This is a genomic window from Photorhabdus akhurstii, from assembly GCF_018448925.1.
Classification (GTDB): Bacteria; Pseudomonadota; Gammaproteobacteria; order Enterobacterales; family Enterobacteriaceae; genus Photorhabdus; species Photorhabdus akhurstii.
The window spans coordinates 40,524-61,096 of record NZ_RCWE01000022.1 but is presented as its reverse complement, the minus strand read 5'-3'; the positions used below and the strand labels follow the sequence as shown (position 1 = coordinate 61,096).

14 protein-coding genes are annotated in these 20,573 nt (G+C 39.1%); 1 reads left to right on the top strand and 13 read right to left on the bottom strand.

The window, feature by feature from the left end; genetic code table 11:
• Nucleotides 1-278: 278 nt before the first annotated feature.
• From EAE93_RS25145 to EAE93_RS18600, 7 genes are all read right to left on the bottom strand, one after another.
• Nucleotides 279-401, bottom strand: coding sequence for a hypothetical protein (locus EAE93_RS25145; RefSeq protein ID WP_258165829.1), 123 nt, complete (start codon nucleotides 399-401; stop codon nucleotides 279-281).
• Nucleotides 402-713: 312 nt separating this feature from the next.
• Nucleotides 714-1,595 (bottom strand): DUF6282 family protein, encoded by an 882-nt coding sequence (locus EAE93_RS18625; RefSeq protein ID WP_105398056.1) that lies wholly within the window; start codon nucleotides 1,593-1,595, stop codon nucleotides 714-716.
• The gene (locus tag EAE93_RS18620; RefSeq protein WP_105398055.1) at nucleotides 1,592-2,269 is read right to left on the bottom strand and encodes an RraA family protein; all 678 of its coding nucleotides are present in this window, start codon (nucleotides 2,267-2,269) and stop codon (nucleotides 1,592-1,594) included. Before EAE93_RS18620 ends, EAE93_RS18625 begins: the two co-directional genes overlap by 4 nt.
• A complete protein-coding gene (locus EAE93_RS18615; RefSeq protein WP_214040294.1) occupies nucleotides 2,269-4,434 on the bottom strand; it encodes an isocitrate/isopropylmalate dehydrogenase family protein in 2,166 nt (721 codons plus the stop codon). Before EAE93_RS18615 ends, EAE93_RS18620 begins: the two co-directional genes overlap by 1 nt.
• A complete protein-coding gene (locus EAE93_RS18610; RefSeq protein WP_214040293.1) occupies nucleotides 4,431-5,174 on the bottom strand; it encodes an alpha/beta hydrolase in 744 nt (247 codons plus the stop codon). The genes EAE93_RS18615 and EAE93_RS18610 overlap by 4 nt, the downstream gene beginning before the upstream one ends.
• On the bottom strand, nucleotides 5,171-6,109 hold the full coding sequence (locus tag EAE93_RS18605; RefSeq protein WP_105398052.1) for a beta/alpha barrel domain-containing protein: 939 nt from the start codon (nucleotides 6,107-6,109) through the stop codon (nucleotides 5,171-5,173). Before EAE93_RS18605 ends, EAE93_RS18610 begins: the two co-directional genes overlap by 4 nt.
• 14 nt (nucleotides 6,110-6,123) lie before the next feature.
• Nucleotides 6,124-7,341, bottom strand: a complete 1,218-nt coding sequence (locus EAE93_RS18600) for a multidrug effflux MFS transporter (protein WP_214040292.1) — start codon at nucleotides 7,339-7,341, stop codon at nucleotides 6,124-6,126.
• 676 nt (nucleotides 7,342-8,017) lie between these two features.
• Between EAE93_RS18600 and EAE93_RS18595 the strand changes: the two genes are divergently transcribed.
• Nucleotides 8,018-8,437 carry a GFA family protein gene (locus EAE93_RS18595; protein ID WP_105398050.1) on the top strand — a complete coding sequence of 140 codons (420 nt, stop codon included), beginning with the start codon at nucleotides 8,018-8,020 and terminating at the stop codon, nucleotides 8,435-8,437.
• A 192-nt stretch (nucleotides 8,438-8,629) separates the two neighbouring features.
• Here EAE93_RS18595 and EAE93_RS18590 read toward each other — a convergent pair whose 3' ends face one another.
• The 6 genes from EAE93_RS18590 to EAE93_RS18565 form a co-directional block, all read right to left on the bottom strand.
• Nucleotides 8,630-13,090: a type I polyketide synthase gene (locus tag EAE93_RS18590; RefSeq protein ID WP_214040291.1), complete on the bottom strand. Its 4,461-nt coding sequence runs from the start codon at nucleotides 13,088-13,090 to the stop codon at nucleotides 8,630-8,632.
• 130 nt (nucleotides 13,091-13,220) lie between these two features.
• A complete protein-coding gene (locus tag EAE93_RS18585) occupies nucleotides 13,221-15,785 on the bottom strand; it encodes a non-ribosomal peptide synthetase (RefSeq protein ID WP_214040290.1) in 2,565 nt (854 codons plus the stop codon).
• A 25-nt stretch (nucleotides 15,786-15,810) separates the two neighbouring features.
• The gene (locus EAE93_RS18580) at nucleotides 15,811-16,269 is read right to left on the bottom strand and encodes a GNAT family N-acetyltransferase (RefSeq protein WP_044467012.1); all 459 of its coding nucleotides are present in this window, start codon (nucleotides 16,267-16,269) and stop codon (nucleotides 15,811-15,813) included.
• 21 nt (nucleotides 16,270-16,290) lie between these two features.
• Entirely contained in the window at nucleotides 16,291-19,425 is a 3,135-nt protein-coding gene (locus tag EAE93_RS18575; RefSeq protein WP_214040289.1) for a non-ribosomal peptide synthetase, read from the bottom strand.
• A gap of 26 nt (nucleotides 19,426-19,451) precedes the next feature.
• Nucleotides 19,452-19,781 (bottom strand): darcynin family protein, encoded by a 330-nt coding sequence (locus tag EAE93_RS18570; protein ID WP_040148897.1) that lies wholly within the window; start codon nucleotides 19,779-19,781, stop codon nucleotides 19,452-19,454.
• Between the two features lie 5 nt (nucleotides 19,782-19,786).
• Nucleotides 19,787-20,518 (bottom strand): thioesterase II family protein, encoded by a 732-nt coding sequence (locus EAE93_RS18565; RefSeq protein ID WP_214040288.1) that lies wholly within the window; start codon nucleotides 20,516-20,518, stop codon nucleotides 19,787-19,789.
• Nucleotides 20,519-20,573: the final 55 nt, after the last annotated feature.

The following is a 20,573-nucleotide window of genomic DNA, read 5'->3' as shown; positions in this document are numbered from 1 at the left end:
TTTTATAAGACGTTGAATAAATAATGACGAATTTTAGGAAGGTTATTTATTAGTGGGTTTTTGTATCTAATTTTTACGTTAAAGAGCGATATTTAAAAATTTCCACTGCAACTATCAAGCAATCCAAATTAATATAATGTTTTACTATTAATCGATTAGGTATCTGTATTTCAACAATCTATCTCTTTATTTATCAAAAAAACCATTATGGGCACTATTTGCATAAACTTAAAAAATCCCCTATCTGCAACTAAAGAACTTTTGTAGAAAAGGCAAATTCAGGCAACAACAAGGGCCATCAATATCGTCTGATTGATATCAATATATTCCATCGTGGTAGTCATATTACGGCCCGCCAATAATCCAAGCACCATTTGCAAATTCCGGTCAGGTGCTTTCACCAGTTCATCCTCATAACTTAGAGCAAAGAGTTTAAATAAAGCATCTACTATGCTATCACTCCCTAACTTGCACTAGAGGGTTCTCACACAGAGCCTGCATTTATTTTTCTTTGTAACAAAATAAAGACCATTGCTCGTCAACTTCACAAATGATTTGTATATTGCTATATCATTTTTGAAAGCACGAGCATGATCATGTTCTAGTGGTGTTGTAGTCAAATAATTTCAGCTAGCTTCAGATACCTTGTTGCAACTTTTCATATTCAACCAACAACGGATCATTATTGTCTTTTCAGTCGATGAATCTAATATCTAATCCGGAGCCAACATCCGCAGTGGGTTCAGTAAACAGATATCCCGAATGTGTTCTTTACCAAGGCCAGCGGCTTTAAACCAGCGTCCACTATCGCTCAGCCATTGCTTAACATCTGGCTGAACTGGCTGTCCAAGATCAGAGCTATAGACAACATTATTCACCTCCGATAACACTTCAAAAAAATCTTCAGTTGTTTGATAACCAAGATAAACAGTTAATGCCGTTTGCTCCACATAAAGCCAATCATGTTCACCCAACGCCTTAAGATCTTTCGCGTTCAATCCTGTCATAGGACTGGCAGGTTGGTTCAGCATGAACTTACAACCACCCGCAGCGGTAATCGCATCAATAAGTTGCATAACCTCATAACGTGAAGCATGGCCTGATGACAGCACAACATTATGCTGCTGCGCAAAACTAATTAACTCATGGATCTCGTTATGCAACCGCCCATTGCTATCGACAACAGACAAAGGTTGCTGAGCCAAAGTTTGCGCAAAACCATTTGCCCAAGCACGTTTCATTACACTTTTATGGCCTGTAGGGACAATAGTCGGCAGATGAACCAGCAGCCGCGGAGCTTTACAGAACTGGTACTGACTCAGTGACTGGATAACAGAGTTAATTGCCAGCCCCCCTGAGGTTGCATTCAATACTACCGAACCAAAGACCGGAAGTCCTGCTTCCTGAGCCAGAGACGACAAAGCAGTAACACTCCCCAGATGGTTTTTAAGTACAACCCCACCACCATATCGGGCGTATTCCCTTCCGGCTTCAAGTACATTGTACCGCCGAATGTAACTATCGGGGCGAGCATGATAATGTACATCCAGAAAACGAAGTTTTCTCTCCCAGTATTCTATAAACATTCGACTCATTGCGCAGCTTTCCAAGGTACGGCATACCCCAGTTTTTCGCGAGCGTTAACCAGATCTTCTCCGTTAGTTATAGCCTCAATAATGGCTTGTTCAGTTTTGTCAACGTTTTCCGCACGCTCAATAACGGTGAGCAAATGCTGCTGCGGGATGGCTAGCGCACCATTATCATCAGCAAAAATCCAATCTCCTGGAGATATCGCGACACCGCCAATATCCAGAGTACATTGTGTTGCAGCAACCTTGGCGCGATTCTTTCCGGATACCATATAAACCCCCGCCGTAAATAAGGGATATTCCAATCTGCGAACCTCAGACAAGTCTCTGGCTGACCCATAAATTACCGAACCTGCGATTCCTTTTTGTACAGCTTTAAACGTTAAGATATTACCCCAACTGGTACAATCCGTACGCCCCTGATTATCAACCACTATTACGTATCCAGCAGGTACTTCATCAATGTAGTTTCCAGCATTAAGAAACTTGCCCTGTTCTGGAATGATAGGCTCATAGCGCACAGTATAAGCGGGTCCGGCCATTTTAATCCCGACATTACTACGTGGCACAATTCCAGCTAGTCCAGCAGGAATATGCAGACTATCCATTGCATCCGATATAGCAGCACTGTCAAGCTCCATTAAACGCTTTTTGATTTGATCAATTTGTGTGGTTTGCATTACATTTCCTCTTTCGATTCACGTGCGCACAGGACACTCCAAGCGGCATATTCTGGTATAGATTGTTGCAGTAGCAATTTATTACATGGAAAATCCACCGAATATTGTTGTCCTTCATCATCTATGGTTGTCAGGGTCATCTGCCCAAGCATTTCTTCACCAGACAAAAATGAATTTATAGAAGGAAACGCAGTAATATTCACCGAAAGAGATTTTAAAGGACTATTTACTGCATATGTTGTGTGTAGATATGTATTTAATTCATCATCATCTGTGAACCAGTTAATACGGTATCGTTCACTGAGTTTTTCCATGGCAGTCATCTGGCAATCACTAACCAATTCATTTTCAAACATGGCGCCAAAGTTAGCTAATTGCTGTACGGAAAGAGGAGCATCAGCAGGAGTAGTAACTTCTACTACTATATAAGGCGCTTTCCACAGATAGTGAATATCACACTCAACACCATCAAAGAATGCGTTCACCATCGTACCGACTTTACTTTCACTAACGCCGATTAGTGTCCAATGGTAGTTTAGCTCTCTCATGCCAGCTACTGGGGGGATAGAATGTTCCTCCGACAACATTAATCGCATTTGGGACGGAGGCCCTGGCAACACAACTATTTTGCTACCATCAACATTAAGACTGAAACCAGGCGCTGTACCTGTAACATTCGAAATAACCTTTGCTTCTGACGGAAACATGGCTTGGAATCGATTTGAAGGATCACAATATACTCCCAGTTTTTCCAATTGTTGCTCTATTTCCACCCAGACGTTATCACGTATTTCCAGAGGGCTTCCTACCGCTTTTGCTATCGCCTCACGGGTTTTATCATCCGGTGTCGGGCCAAGACCGCCACACACAACAATAAGAGTATCTTGCCCTAACCTGCGAACCACTGCGGTAGCAATCTGGTTAATATCATCAGCACAAACCTGATGTTGCTTTACTTTATATCCCTGCTCCGTGAGATATTCACTAATATCCTGAAGATTAGTATTAGGATATTTACCACTCAGGAGTTCACCACCAACTGTAATAATCGATGCAGAATAGCCAGTGTATTTTTTACTTAGAGTACTAATAATAGCCTGTGCCATTTGTTGAGTTGTTGCGCTACCACCCAGATCATAAGTAACAGTTTGTCCTTCACGTATCACATTATCTACTGCACCGTTAATTTGCTGTGCTGCATCAGCAAAGCCAAGATATTCCAGTAGTAATGCTATTGTGTAAAACATCGCTGCCGGATTGGCTTTATTTTTACCAGCCATATCAGGCGCACTACCGTGTACAGGTTCAAAGTAGGCAATATCACTACCAATATTAGCGCTAGGCGCTAAACCAAGCCCTCCCATTACGCCCGCTGCCAAATCAGACAAAATATCACCAAACATATTCTCAGAGACAATGACGCCAAATTCATGCGGTTTTTTTACCATCCATAAAGCTACTGCATCTATATTGTGGATATCCGCTTTTATTTCAGGGTAATGTGCCGCAACGGTATCGAAAATACCTTTTGCAAAGTGCCCACTTTCCCGCATTACATTTGGTTTATCCGCAAAGGTTACACGGGAGTAGTTATTTTCCTTTGCATACTCAAATGCAGTGATAAACAAACGTTCTAAACCAAAACGGGTTTGTAGACGAACTGTCCATGCAGCTTCTTCAGGACCATATTTATCTATATTTGGGTGCTGTAACCAAGTCGTTGCAGTAGAGGGAATGCCTTTAAAATCGAACCCTGCATATAGTCCCTCGGTGTTTTCCCTAATAACACAACAGCGAAATGGTTTACGGTCCCCTTCTACATAACGTACTGGCCGGATATTTGCATATAATCCCAAACGCTGGCGTAATTGGATAACTGGTGACACATAATTTCTCGTTTTCACACGCAGATGCGGCGGCAACGCTTGTTGTGCTTCTTCTTTACCTTTACTAGTAATAGCGCCGAGTAACACCGCATCTACTGAAGCTATCTTTTCCCAAGTACTGGCAGGTACTGGATCACCATCTCTTTCCCAACAAGTCCAACCAATATCCCCAATTTCCAATGTCACAGGAAGATTCAGGGCCTGAAAAACGGGAAGAGCAGCATCGCATACTTCCTGACCAATACCATCCCCAGGTAAAATAAGAATTTTTTTATTCATAAGGTTTTGAGCCAATCGTTAATTACATTGTTAATAAATGACGGCTTATCTTCCCAAGGCCGCATTCCTGCTCCATCCACGACAACCAAACAGTGCATAGGATGAGTATTGACCACCTGATTATATTCTGTGGCTAATTGCGAACGTCCTCCAACTATACTCAGAAATTTTCCTTTGTAATTACACAATATTGTTCTGGCATCCAGTTGTAGCAACAGTGAAAATCCCACCATCATGCGTTCCCGAGCAGTATTTCTTAAATGATCAAGTATCGCAGGCATTTTAGGAGATGGAGTCCCACCTTCAGGAATAACAAAGTCATGTAACACAGAAATCGCTTCATCTAGCTGATTTCTATTTAGTAATGCTATCAATTGTTCCAGCCTATTGGTCAGTAACAAATCAGCATATCCAGGACCACTCACTGAGATTACGCCCGTGAGGTTTTTCAGGCGAGACGCAAGCAATTGCACCAGAGTACCTGACATCGCAAAACCTATAAGCAAATAAGGCTGGGAAAAACGTTGATTGAGTTCAGATTCAATAATATTAATAGCGCAGTCGGGATCAGATGAATTAATTAAAGATAATGTATCAATAATCGACACCTGATATCCCATTTTCTGTAATAATATACGTAATGGAGTGCAAAAATCGCCATGATCCCAAAGCGGCATCACAGGTGCGAGAATTACCGCTTCAAGGCTGAAACATCCGGCACGGTTATTATGCCGTGTCATGCCGTTGCTCCTCGCAAAGATTTAACAACCTGAAACGCATAATTAATACCATTTCGTAACCCTTCTTCAAGAGCTGTTTTATTCTCCACACTCAAGTTGTACATACCCATCATTATATCGATAATATCGCGCCTAGAGGCGGCAAAAAAACGATGGGATTGCAGTTCATTAAGTTGATTAAATACTCGTTCAAGGTCATATTGTTTACTATTTTGGCTCAGATTGAGAAATGATAGCCAGCTTTCCAAATTGAGATTTCCGGCACCTTTTCCCATCCCTGATAGAGAACTATCAATAAAATTAACTCCAGCTCTCATAGCTTCAATACTGTTCGCTGTGGCAAGACCCAGATTATCATGAGGATGGAATCCCAATTGCACTTGCGTGGCAGACTTTAACTTATAAAACATCTGCGCTACCTGTTCAGGGAACAAACTACCATTTGAATCCGCCAGGTAAATAATATCAGCACCAGCTTGTTCACACTGTTTGGCAATCTCAATAATTTTACTGATAGAGAGCTGACTCGCTCGTGTAAAATTAATACCCACAGCCATTCCAGTCGCTCGAGCAATCTCGCACAACTCTAAGCATGGTTGCGGGTTATCGGCCTTAATACATAACCTAAGCAAGCTAACACCATTCGTCTTCATCGCATAGATATCATCAGCATTAATATTATGCGGATGGGCAATGACTACCAATTTTGCCTCAGGTACCGATTGATGAATATCTCGGATATAACTATCCGGAGACATACCTGTTAGGCCAATATTAGAGATAGGTTTGAAAGAACCATTGCGATAACCGATTTCAAACCATTCCACGCCACTTTTAGTCAACGCTTCAACATGTTTTATAGCGTATTCTGTTGTAAAATTAAAATTATTAAGGTATCCACCATCACGTAATGTGACATCTATATTATTAACCATTTTTCATTCCTATTTTATTTAGTTTCTATTACTTGTTTTCCACTTATTTCTTTATCACCTCTATTACCAGTTATATAAATAATACTACCGACCAAGGAAACAACTGTGATGATAGATGCCACCTTAATAGGTTCATGGTGAGATATATAACCAATAAGCAATGATGCCAGTCCTGCACTACCTAATTGCAAGGTTCCCATTACGCCGGAAGCTGTCCCTGCCGCTTGAGAATGAGCGGCAATTGCTGACGCAGTACCTAGTGGCAGCAAAAAACCATTACCGAAAGTCAATACTGATATTGTTAGCACAGAAGTTATCAATGGGTAGGAACTAAAAAACATTTGTATCGTGAAAGCAATACCTCCAACAGCAAAGATAAAATAGCCATGAGAAATCGTCTTTCTCACGCCCTGCCGGCGACTTAATTTTTTAGCAGTAAGATTTCCCAACACATAACTCAAAGAGAGCATTATATAAGTGTAGCCAACATATTTTTCTGGTAATCCCATAGCGGTAAGAATAAATGGAGATTCAATCAAATAAGAAAAATATGCCGTATAAGCGAAACAAGGTATTGCTGCATAGTAAAGAAACTCTTTATTTATTATCACTTGGTAAGTACTGACCAATACATTTTTAACACTCAAATTTTGACGTTTTTCTATTGGTAGTGATTCTTTCAGAACTAGCAAGCACAACATAAGCGTGGCTGTTATAAATAAAGTAAGAAATAAAAAACAGGCTTTCCAACCATAATACTCACTTAACATACCGCCGATCATGGGTGCGACAGCGGGTGACATTCCCACAAAAGGGAAAATAATCAGATACAAATTGGCTGCCTCTTCTTTCCCCATCAAATCACTAATAATGGCACGACTTAATGTAATACCCGCACAAGCGCCTATTCCCTGGAATAAACGCAATAATAGTAACTCACTAATATGCGTACTGTAAAAAATACCGATTGTTGAAATCAGCCATATGATCATCCCAGAAATAAGAACCCTTTTTCTTCCGAAACAATCACTTAATGGTCCATAAATAAGTTGAGAAAAGGCTATACCAAATAGAAATATAGCTATTGCACTTTGTATACTAGATTCGCTAACGTGATAATAGTTTCCCATTTTACTCAAAGCGGGTAGGAATATATCTGATGAAACCAGTCCCCCCATAGAAAGAAAAGCCATTAAAACGATAAATAATAAAGATGAAGTTTTGTTGCTCATAGGCCATTAACCAATCGATATAATAAACATTATCCCAAAATAAATTCCGTATAAAATAAAAGTCACGTGCCAGTTAAATTCACATTAAATGCACACAATCACTTATTTAATGAATAAAATTAACACCTTGCATGTAAAAACAACAAGTTACTTTGCATATTATCTTGTACTGCAAGAATTAAGAACTCTTTATAACAGCATAAAGACAAAATCCCATTCACGCTTTAGATTAATAATTTTTTACTCTATAAATAACCCCTCCAAATAGTGAGATACTTTTACACAGCTTCTTTAATAATTAACTTTTACAAAAATAAATTCATGTAAATATCAATTAAAAAAATAGTAACATCAACATCACTTTTAGCAAACAAAAAAACACAGAATTTAAATTCAAAAATGAATAAAAAAAACACAAAACACAACATATAATGCTAAAAACAAAGCCATTATTATTTGAACAATGATATATACCCTATGGATTTCAAGATGGATCGCGACGGCAAGGGAGCGAATCCCCGGGAGCATAGATAACTATGTGACCGGGGTGAGTGAGTGCAGCCAACAAAGAGGCAACTTGAAAGATGACGGGTATATTTTTTTAAAACTCACAAACCAGTAATACCAGATCACATTTCCTCGCTATTGTTAAGACACGCAAACTAAGGAGGTACACATGTTAATTTCCGGTAGTTGTCACTGTAAGAATGTTGAATTTACGTTTAATTGGGAACCTGAACCTCTGGAGATTCCGGCACGAGCATGTACTTGCTCTTTTTGTACCAAGCACAATGCAGTCTGGACATCACTCCCGGCAGGACAGCTTCGGCTGAGTATCAGAGAACAAAAGCTTTTACATAGATACTCTTTTGAAACAGGCACAGCGCAGTTTCACATCTGTAGCCAATGCGGGGTAGTGCCTGTTGTCATCAGCCAGATTAACGGTCGCGATTATGCCGTAGTTAACGTCAATACCTTTGAAGACGTTGACCCTGCGCTGTTTAAGTATATTGCAGCCAAGTTCACTGACGAAAGCGAGCAAGCGCGATTGACGCGTCGCCAACAAAACTGGATTGCTAATGTTGAATATATATAGCCAAAACTAAAGGAGACATAGATTTAGAAGCCAAATTCGGCCAAATGGGAGAGGAGGCGTTTTACCACTATCACAAACCACATGTATCACAGATCACATGGTGGCATGAAAGGTAAAACGCCTTCTGGGACTTTTATTGAAAAAATTAGAGTTTAAAAACGCTCTGTCAGAGAAGGTCAGAAATCCGACATGTTATACTGCGTAATTAGCTGATTTTTTTACCCTCTTATTCTTCATTCTTTGTTTTGCAAGTTGGCTAGCTGAAGTTCGATGTTGTAATAATGCCGCTTCATTTTCTTGAGTGTTATTCAACTTAGATGCCACCGCATTTTCTAGTTTCGACACGGTGCTGTAGGTAAACATCATTGATATAGGAATATCGTGATAGATACGCTGTTTGAGCCTTTCATTGATTTGAACGATATCCAGTGATGTGGCACCCAGCGCGAAGAAGCTGCAATGCTCATCAATTTCAGAAAGCCCCAACTGGTGTTGTACTTCTTCTGAAATCACCTGTTTAATCGAAATATTTTTGCTTACGATCTCATTTTTAGTCTCTACCAAAATATTGGCTTTTTCTCTATCCAGAGCATTTACTCTTTCCTCAATCGGTATTACAGAAACTAATAATCGTTGTTGCGTCGCCTGTGAAAGTGCTTGTAGAAATACGGCTTTACCTTGCTGATTGGTTAATCCTTCTGTGGATGCGTCAATTTCCATATTTCTTGACGCCATGCCAACTTCCAGCCAGCGATCCCAAGCGAGAGAATAGACCTTGAATTTTAGATCTCGTCTATCAGCAATCGCGTCGAGAAATGCATTTGCAGCAACATAAGCAGATTGCCCAGGGGCGCCACAGTAAGAGAGTAATGAAGAACATAAAACCATTGAATTTAGCGGTTTCTCTTCAAAGTACGATATCAGGTTCATTGCTCCTTCTACTTTAGCCGTCATGATTTTGCGATGTGATGATATATCAGGCTGCATAATCAACGCCCCGGCATCCGAGCCTGCGCTATGGATCACCATGTTGATGGCCCCATAATTATTTTCCAGATACTGTAACGTGTCGAAAAGTTGGGGTTTATCTGTTACATCCAATTGTCGCAATATCACCTCCCCACCGAGTTGTTCAATCTTCTCCACACACTCAATTTGTTTAATCAACGCTAATTGCTGCTTGTTTTCCTTGATATTTGCCCATTGTGAACGGTCAGGAATAGCTGTTCGAGAGGCAAGCACAATACGGGCCTTATAGTGTTGCGCCAGGCTTTGCGAGAGCTGCAAAGCTATTCCACCCAATCCACCACTGATTAAGACTAAACATCTCTCATGCAACCCATTACATTGTTGATGAGTTTCAACGCTTTTACTTGGCAGTGCTTTGAACTCTGGCAACCAAATTTGGTTATGCCTTATTGCCATTCGATGATTAATATCAGAACTGATTAAATGACGAAGTAAAGACTGGGTTGAACTATCCTTTGCTAATTCATCGAAGGAGATGTCAATTTGATAGCCATAGTGTTCTTGATGCTCGTGGTTAATTGACTGTATTAAGCCTTTCAGTAATGAGATAGCGGCATCGGTGATTTCATAGCCGAGCACATTCTCAATTTGAGGCGTTAACAGAATAAACCGAGAGGCCGCGAGTGACTTACTGGATAATATATTTTTGATACATGCGAGCCATTCAAGATAATGTGCTATTGGATCACCAACAAAGTCTTCTGCATTAGGCATTAATACAAACGAACAACAGCCCGTTAGATTTAACGAAGGTAATTTATCAACCTCCTCGACAAAGATAATATTTTGTCCTGATAAAACGTTATCGACCAGCGCTCGATTGCTATTAGCTCCACGATGTGTGGTTAGAACATATACCTGACCTTCATGTGCCATTTTCTTAATATCATCACACGAACTTCTATACCACACCGGTCGATACAAGATGTTTCCTTTTATATCTGGTGATTTAATCTGTGGCGTTCGACCTTTTACCAACCGATCTCTGATCTTTGTAAACTCTTTTTCAGCAAATGCGTACACAGGTAAATGAATGAGACGACCAGATTGGCTGCTCGGCACTTGCCAGTTTCCTAATCCGACAGTACACCACAACTTAGCAATTTGGCTGTAGAAATAGGTGATATCCCCCTCAGGTAAATTCGGATGCCTTAACATATTGGCAATATGTATTTGTTGATCCGATTTTTGTTTAAAGAATTTCTGTACACAACTAGCAAGAGTGTTGCCCGGCCCTACTTCGATGAAAACAAGATGTTGCTGCGAAGAAAGCGTCTCTAAACACCCTAAAAAGTCGACTTTATCTCTTTGATGAGACAACCAATATGCTGGTTTTCTAATTTCATTATTATCATGCCAATCACCAGATAGATTTGACAAAATTGGGATATTTACAGAATTAAACGCGACCGTTTGCAATGCCTGCTCATATTCATCCTGTATTTCATCGATCGTTTTAGAATGGAACGCGTGGGTAGTTTTTAGTTGACGCGAATGAATGCCCTGTAATTGCAAGTAAGATTTCAGGTTCTCGATATCTTCAATAGAACCAGACAATACTGTCGATTCTTTACCATTAACCGCCGCAATTTCTAAACTTCCCGCCAATAGTTCTACAACTTGCTCTTTTGACAAAGGTACACTCAACATGGCGCCTGGAGACATTTTCTCCATCAATTGCGCTCGTCTACCAACCAAAAATAGAGCATCTTTTAGCGCAAAAACCCCTGAAATAGTCGCCGCAACATATTCACCCAGACTATGACCTAATAATATATCAGGCTGAATACCCTTTGATTCCATTAATCGCGTTGTCGCGTATTCAACGATGAATATGGCAAGCTGTATGATTTCGGCAGGAAATGGATTAGAACTTTCCGGTTCCATTAAGTAATTTCTTATCTGTTCTCTTTTTTCATCGTCCAAAAGTGATAAACAGTGCTCTACTTGCTCTTTAAAAACCAACTCACGGAGATATAAGCCTAGCCCCATAGTCTGATATTGCGAGCCTTGACCGGGATAGAGAAAAACAACACGTTTGTTTGCAGGTTCACACCGACCACGAACAAAGTCGGCTGTAGAGTATGTCACCCTGTCGTCTGAGCAAACCAATACAGATCGATAACCAAAACGCTCGCGACCATTTTGTAAGGTATGAGCGACATCGGCTAATTTATTGGGATTAGAGGCTAACCACGCGATTAACCGGTTCTCCATTTCACCCAAACTCCATTCAGATTTAGCCGACAACGGGAGTAATTTTACTGCATCAGAAGCTTGATCATCGTGAGGCTCACAGACATATTCTTCAAGTATCACATGAGCATTGGTTCCCCCAATACCAAATGAACTCACCCCCGCTCGCCTCACCGTCGCGCTATCCCAATCTTTACTGTCGGTATTAACATAAAAAGGTGAAGAAGAGAGTTTTGTTTTAGGATTAGGATTCGTAAAGTACCGATTAGCGCACAGCTTTTTGTGTTTTAGCATCAGCGCCGTTTTTATTAACCCGGCCATTCCAGCCGCACTATCAAGATGACCAATAATCGACTTTACCGACCCAATAGCAATACTCTGCTGTGGGACGTTGGAGAAAACTTTATTCAGAGCGGTTATTTCTATTGGATCACCAAGCTTGGTCGCCGTGCCGTGGGCTTCAATATAAGAAATGGATTCAGCTTCAACCTTAGACATAGCCAAAGCACCTCTAATCGCTTCGAATTGTCCGTCAATGCTCGGCGCGGTGTAACCTACCTTTCTTGAACCGTCGTTGTTAAGCGCTGATCCCTTAATCAAGGCCAAAATAGGCCGTCCCTGCTCCAATGCAATTTTGAGCGGCTGCAACACTATCGCGCCAACGCCTTCACCACCGACAGTACCATTCGCCATTTCATCAAATGGTCGGCAAGTTCCATCTGGAGAAGTAATCATGCCATCTTGATGTAGATAGCCCTGTTGACTGGGCGTAACTAAAGTCGCAGCGGCAACAAGCGCTGTCTGGCACTCACCTAATAACAAGGCTCTTGATGCCAGGTGTATTGCAGTGAGAGATGAAGAGCACGCTGTCTGAATGGCAATCGCCGGCCCTGTTAAACCTAATTTGTACGCCAGTCGAGTTGCCGCGAAGTCTTTCTCTACTAAGTTAAATGCAGAAAAAAGACTGGCGCCATCTTGTTCACACTCGTCATAAGCGGCCATTTGCCAACCGAGTTGAGCGCTTGACGCTAAATAACAACCAACCGCCCCTTTGTATTCAGACGGAACAATACCGGCAGAACCTAACGCTTCAAAACCACATTCATGTAATTTACGAATTTGTGGTTCCAAAAACTCAGCTTCACGCTTGTTATAATCAAAAAAATCAGCATCAAACGTTAAAGGGTTATCAATAACACCCTTAGCATTGACGTAATTTTGGCTCGCATAATGCTGTTTAGATACGCCATTTTTCGCCAATGTTTCATCAGAAAAACGAGAGATACAATCCTTGCCCTCTAAACAATTTTCCCAGAAGCTCTCTACTGTTTCACTATTAGGGAAGCGACAAGAAACACCGACGATAGCGATTTCTAATCCCGTTAATTTTTGCCTGGTAAATTCGTGTGTATGATTATCTTTTTTCATAATTTTCAATATTAGCAAGTGCTAAATTAGCCATTAAATTATTGAGAGACGTTTAATTAAAATATCAATATATTGCAATTGATATTTTTCAATTGATATTTTTAAAATGGATAAATTAACGAAATTAAGCTTAAAGACCGAATATCTTTAATGCTTCATCAAACTGTTCTGTTGAATTAGCGCCATTATCGGAACTGTCTAATGGTTGTTGATTGCCATCTATATATTGTGCTTGTGACTGAATCGTAGTGTGTTGAAATAAATCGACAATTTCTATTTCCCGCGCAAACACTTCACTTAATTTGAAACTAAGTTGTGCTAACTTAAATGATGAACCACCTAAATCAAAGAAGTTATCTGTTAAGCTGATATTCTCTTTTCGAGTAGTCAGTAAATCCGCCCAGATATCCAATATTTGCTGTTCTGTCTCATTACTACATGCCACAATTCTTTTTTGCACCACGTCACAGCGCGGATCAGGTAATGTAGCGTTATCAATTTTACCACTACTATTTTGTGGGAATTTATCAACTGCAATGAAATATGCCGGCACCATATAATCAGGAAGATGGAACGCAATTTCCTTACGAATCGTACCAAAATCGATTTCTTCATTAGTACAAATATAAGCGATTAATAATTGATTACCAGACTCTTTATTATTGACTATCACATGGACATCAACGACTGGCTTAATATCATCCACGGAATTCAGTTTTAATATCGCTTGTTGAGTAACTTTCTCTATTTCTCCAAGTTCTATTCGATATCCATTTATTTTCACCTGACTATCTATTCTCCCTAAATAAATCATCCCTTCCTCACCGATATATCTTGCCAGATCACCCGTTCGATAATAACGCTTACCATTGATGAAAATGAAAGATTCTTGAGATAACCGGGCATTATTAATATAGCCTTTTGCCAACCCTTTCCCAGATATAGCAATTTCCCCCACTGCCCCTTTGGGAAGAATTCGCATAAATTCATCAATCAGTACAATTTCCTCACCAGACATTGGCTGACCAATAGGAATAGTCTCAGTATTAATCTGGCTTGAAGCGTTAAATTCAAAAGAGAGTGATTGTACACAACATTCTGTAGGCCCATATGCGTTAGATGCATTCGGAACCGACTCCCAGCAATCAGCGAAATTCAACCAATTTTGCTGATCTAATTTTTCGCCGCCAATCATCAGATGCTTTACCTGACAATCAATGCGCTGACCATTCATTTGTGACCTAATCATTCTTAAATGGGTTGGAGTACAATCGGCAATATGGATCTTTCTGTCACGCCAAAATTGGCTGATTCTCCTGCCATTTTTTCTGATCTCATCAGGCACAATATGCAGCGTATGGCCCAGTAACAGAGCCGGATATAGCTGCTGTACCGACGCATCAAAACTGAGTGCTGATATCATTGAGACGTTCAAATCCCACGGGTAATTGCGATAAACCTTTTGATATAGCCCTTTGACCAAATTGACAACGGCACTGTGAGGAATTTCAACCCCTTTTGGATTACCCGTCGAGCCAGAGGTAAAAATAATGTAAGCGGAATCTTGACCATTAATTTCAGGCAATTGAAGGTTTTGTTTTATATCAAATCCATTGTGTTGCAAATTATCATAGGTAATCTGGCTGTACTCTTCCAACGCCAACTGGGTATCAATTGACGATATAACTAATCGCATCTCCGCAGTATCTAGCACATATTTCTTTCTGCCAACGGGCCAATTTATATCGAAAGGACAATATTTTCCGCCGGCTTTAAGCACCGCGAACATTGCTACTATTGCTGAGCAAGATCGCGGCATATGTATACCAATCGTATCGCCTCTTTCGATACCTAACTCTATTAACCTGACGGCGCAGGTATCACTCAATTTATCCAGTTCAGCATAACTCAATTCCCCCACACTATCTGCGATAGCCGTTTTTTCCGGGTACATACCGACCTGTTGCTTAAATAAAGCCAATATCGACTGTTCAGTATCAATGCCATTTTCTGCTTCAACAGCATTTAAATAAAAGGGATTAGCGATTGGCAACTCAGAAATTTTACAATCAGAGCGTATTTCATTTACCCAAGATTCCATTATATTCATCATAGTGATGACATAATCTGAACCGTATATCGAAGTCATTTCACATGATATCAGCGCATTATCATGTTCAAAGAATAATTGCGATAAGGCGCGTTCAAAGAATTCATAAGACTCTTTTTGGCAATTTTTCAATATAACAGCTAAAGGGAAAGTGACTGTACTATCAAAAATGTTTTGAAAAGATGCTACGGCATACGCAAGCTTCTGCTGAATATTTGTTGAAGCAGCTACGATCACCTCTTTTAAGGTACACTCACTATCAAAGTTAAACGGTAGGCATAATACCTTTGGTCCAGTTGAATCTTCGAGATAATTTCCAGTAACAACAGTCACCTCAGAACTCTTCAACATTATTGCCTGCGCATAAGCGGCCAAAGACACGAGCAATATGCTCAACCGTTTATTTGAACCATTTGCAATTGAGAGTAAGGTCTTTGAAGTTTCTTCAGAAAAGCTAAACTTTGTTGGTTTAGATGAGATATCTTTACAATAAGAAATCTCGTACTCTGGGCTACGATATTCAGATAAAAATCCCTTCCAATAACTTACCGTAGCTTCACTAATTACATTACTATTATCAACCATTTTAATATCTCATCTTTAAAGTTAATTAGCCATTCCACTTCATCGTAATTTCTAACTCACCAGTATGTTCATCCACACCTTCTTTTTCCTCGACAAAGCCATTCATTTTATAGAAATCTCTCGCCAGTTTATTTTTTGAATAAACATTAAGAACTAAATCACTTCTTTTACCGAAGGCATCGAATAGTAATTTCTTTCCAATTCCTTTACCTTGAAAATCAGGATGAACAAATATTGACGCCAAAATATTATCAACCAAACTGATAAATCCAACAATTTCATCATTATATTTGGCAACTACAGTTTCAGCGCCAGGAATATATATATTCATCATATCCTCCTTACATGAGTGCCAAAAACTCTCGCTAACAAAATGATGACACTTAATTGAAGCAAGATACCAAATATCTACAACTCTTCTTATCTCCTCCACATCGCCATTCAACTCTGTTAAGACCACGTTTTTAATAGATTGTAAAGTCATTATCATTTATCTCCATATTTATTAATGAGTAAAACTGACTCTTTTCTTCATTTTTCCACGACGTTCCGCTAGTCGGTCTCGTCTCGACATAGCCTCTTCTTTATTGACCAGGTTTATTTCCTGTTTTTCACCGGACTCAATATAGGAAATAAGAGTCGCCATATTCGTGTATGTGAAGAAATCGACAACTTTTAACGGGAAAGGCAGGAACTCATTCAAAACATTTGTAATTCTAAGCAGTTTTATTGAGTTAGCCCCCAAATCAAAGAAACTGGTTTTAAGGTCTATTTGATCTACCTCTAAAATTGAGGAGAATACCTCAAGCACTTTATCTTTATAGCTTGAACCCTCTAAATCAGCAATATTTTGGCTCGTTAAATCAAGATCAGGCAGGCTTGCTAAATCGACTTTCCCATTTGTAGTTAATTTAATTTCATCCACCGCTTTAAATATGCCAGGCACCATGTAATTAGGAAGAGATTCAGATAAATAACGCCTCAGGTTATTCTCTTCAATATTCTGACTAGAAACGTAATAAGCAACTAGTTGATCTTCTCCATGAATCCTCTTAATAATCACAACGGCATTATGGCATGCGTCATATGACTTTATTTTTGTCGCTATTTCATCTAGCTCAATTCTATAGCCTCTCAATTTTATTTGATTGTCCACTCTACCGATATATTCAATGTTACCCTCACCGTTAAAGAAAGCTAAATCACCGGTTTTATATAGTTTTGATTTATGATCAAAAGGACTATCAATAAATTTTTCAGCGGTTAAATCTGGCCGATTCAAATATCCTCTGGCAAGGACTCTTCCCCCGATATAGATCTCACCGGGAACGCCTATCGGTTGCGGGTGTAAATTTTTATCTAAAATATATATTTTCGCGTTATTTATCGGTCTACCTATAGGAACAACCGGATTTTCTTGTTGATCTCGTTGATATCGATAGATCATACAACCAACCGTGGCTTCTGTCGGGCCATATTCGTTACAAATAGTTACGCCAGGTTTCAGTTTATCCGTAATTTCTTTACACAATTTACTTTCTAATTGTTCGCCACCGAGAATAAACGTCTGTAATGAACTGTTATTATCGCAGATTTGATTGAGTAGATTTAATTGCGAAGGTGTGATCTTGACATGACTTAGATTTTGGTTTTTAGCCACATCTTGCAACGCTTCAAATGACTCTTTATCGATAATTTCTATTTCTCCGCCAGAAATTAGCGGGCACCAAATAGAAGTTACGGTTAAGTCAAACGCAAGACTGGTAAACAAAGGATAAACCGAACGATAACTATCTGAATGGTAAGCGCTAATAGCCCAGTAGATATAGTTCATAACCGTGTGGTGTTCTAGCATCACTCCCTTCGGTTCTCCGGTAGATCCTGAGGTAAATATAGTATATACAAGGTCATTTTCAGAGTATGCCAAATTTGGTCGTTGATTGCCACCTTCGTTTATCTTCGACAAACTGAGCAAATCATCATGATAAATAATATATTTAATACCATTAGATAAAATCTTGTTTACCCGTTCTTCCGGGGTAGATATATCGATTGGAACATAGGCAGCACCTAATTTATTTATCGCAATTAACAGCGCTATCGTATAAATGCTAGCACGGCATTTAACTGCAACCAATTCCTGATGCTTAACGCCTTTTGAATAGAGATTGTTTGCAATTTGGTTAGATAGCTCATCAAGTTCTGCGTAAGTGACGCTAATACCTTGTTGTCTAATGGCGATATCATCTTGATATTTTTCTACCGCCGCCTGCCATGCGAAAGTTAAGTGAGCAGGCCCAGGTAATGAAACATCATTATTATTAAAATCAATAATTAACTGATTATACTCTTTCTCATCTAAGAAACAGAGTTCAGATAATGTCTTTTCTGCATTATACGCTATCGATTTTAATACTTTTGTGAACTGTTTCAGGATGCCATTAATAAAATATTGTTCGTATTTTTCGGAATTATAACTTAACTTTAAAATCGCTGAATCAAGTAAATTGACTTCTAAGCTCAGATTGAAATTTGTAGTTTCAGACGTTGTATATGAAAGAATATCCACACTGGTTGACATCTGTTGTAACCTTTTTGAAATTGGGTAATTCTCTATCACCACAATACTATCAAAAAGATTATGTTTTATTTTATTAACGCTTTGTATTTCAGATATTGGATACTCTTTATAAGCATCCCGCTCCAATATCGTGGTTTGTACGCTCTTCATGATGCTTAAAAGCGTCATTTGACTGGATAAATTATCAATTAACAAAGGCGGTGTTTGAATATATAAACCAATGCTATTTTCAATGCCAGCAATTAAATTATCTCTACCGGATACTGTGGTACCAAAGCAAATGGATTCAGAATCATTACACTTAGCTAAAACAATTGACCAAGCTGTGTATATTGCAATAGCCAGCGTAAATCCATTATTTTTACAATATAACTCGACCGCGTTTATTAAATTTTTATCTAATGTACATTCAATTTTACCAACGCCTTTTGAGAGCAAGTTTTGTTTACTTGGTAAACTCATTGCCGCGTCCTGAAATATAGTGCCAGTCCAGAATCCTCTGGCTTTATTACATTGCCTCACTTTATTTAAATGAACAATATAATCTTGATAATCAAAAATGTTACCAACACATTTTAATTGAGGATGATCATAATAATCCCAAAGTTGGGTTATTAATAGACCCAGACTCCAACCATCCATGCAAATGTGATGATATTGAACATGGAGAATATAATTATCTTCGCTTACTTTATATAAGTTAATTTTGATTGGGCAACGTTCTAAGTCAATTTCAGTTTTTTGAGAAACTATCTCATTAATATTTTCTTGATCTGCCCTATAACTATTATTTTCAAATGTTCTGAAATCTATGTGAAGCGGTTTATTGTCAAAAATAATCTGAACTGGATGGCTTAATCCTTTCCAGCGGTAAACCGTTCGTAATGCTTGATGTTCCGATACCACTCTGTTCCACGCAATTTCTAATTTCTTTTCATCAATCAGACCCGCAATGGTTAAGGTAAAGTTTGTCACATAAACATCTTTACTGCCCTCTTCAATGGAATGATAAAGCATCCCTTCTTGCATTGGACTTAAAGCGACAATGTTATAATTCACAGGCATTTTCTAATCCGTCCATTCCATTATATTTTATGTGACTTATATATTTCATGGGCATTTTCTATGCCCATTAATATATTGGAAATTTTCAAATACCCATCTGATATTACGGTTGTATTTCGCATATCCTGGAGCATACAGTAGTAATGTTCCAAGCTTTCTGTCTCAATAATGACAATATCTTGAAAATCAGCAGAAAACCCTTCCGAGTCTACGGTTCTAAGACTAATAAAATCATGGTACTTCAGCAGAATTTCAGGCAGCGATTCATTCTGCAATTGCTCTCTTTGAGAACGATTTAAAGCATTCCATTTATCACTAAAAACCAATGTCCAAATAATCACATATTTCATATAAATCACCGATTGAAACTCAGATCGCTTGCTATTTTATTTATCAAGCTACTTGGAAAACTATTAAGGTAAAAATGATCTCCATCAAAAGTACTATGAAGGAATTTACCATTTATATAATCTTGCCAGGAAGAGATCATTTGAGGAGTGACTGCAACGTCATATAGGCCGGAAAAACTATGTACTGTCGTTTTATCACTAATTTTCGCATCACTCATACGCCAGGACTCTATTATTCTAAAATCACTCCGCACAATATCTAACATCATTTTCATCACCACACGGTCTTCACAAAAGTCCTTCGAACCGCCCAATTTCTCAAGATATTCGGTTAACTGATCATCATTGAATGACGCACGAGATAAATTCTCTTTATTTTTTAAGTGCGGGGGTTTGAAAGCTGAAATACCTAACCAAACAGGGGACAGACCTAAATCCTGTAACCTTAACGTTAATTCATACGCGATAAGGCCGCCCATACTATGGCCGAAAATAGCAAATGGCTTATCCGTCTGAATTTGATTCAAAAATAATTCGATGACCTGTTCCATAGATTCTGGGAGCGGCTCACCAAAACCCATGCCTCTTCCCGGTAGCTCAAGAGCGATACACTTTATCCAGCCCGGCAGTAAATGTGACCAAGGTCGATAAAGCATATGCGAACCACCTGCATGGTGAATCAAATAGAGCCGAACATCAGCATTTTTACTATTGTTAATATCTATAAAATTTTTCATATTTTTAAAAATGTCAATAAAATGGAGCGGGTTTCGGTTTCACTCCATTATATCA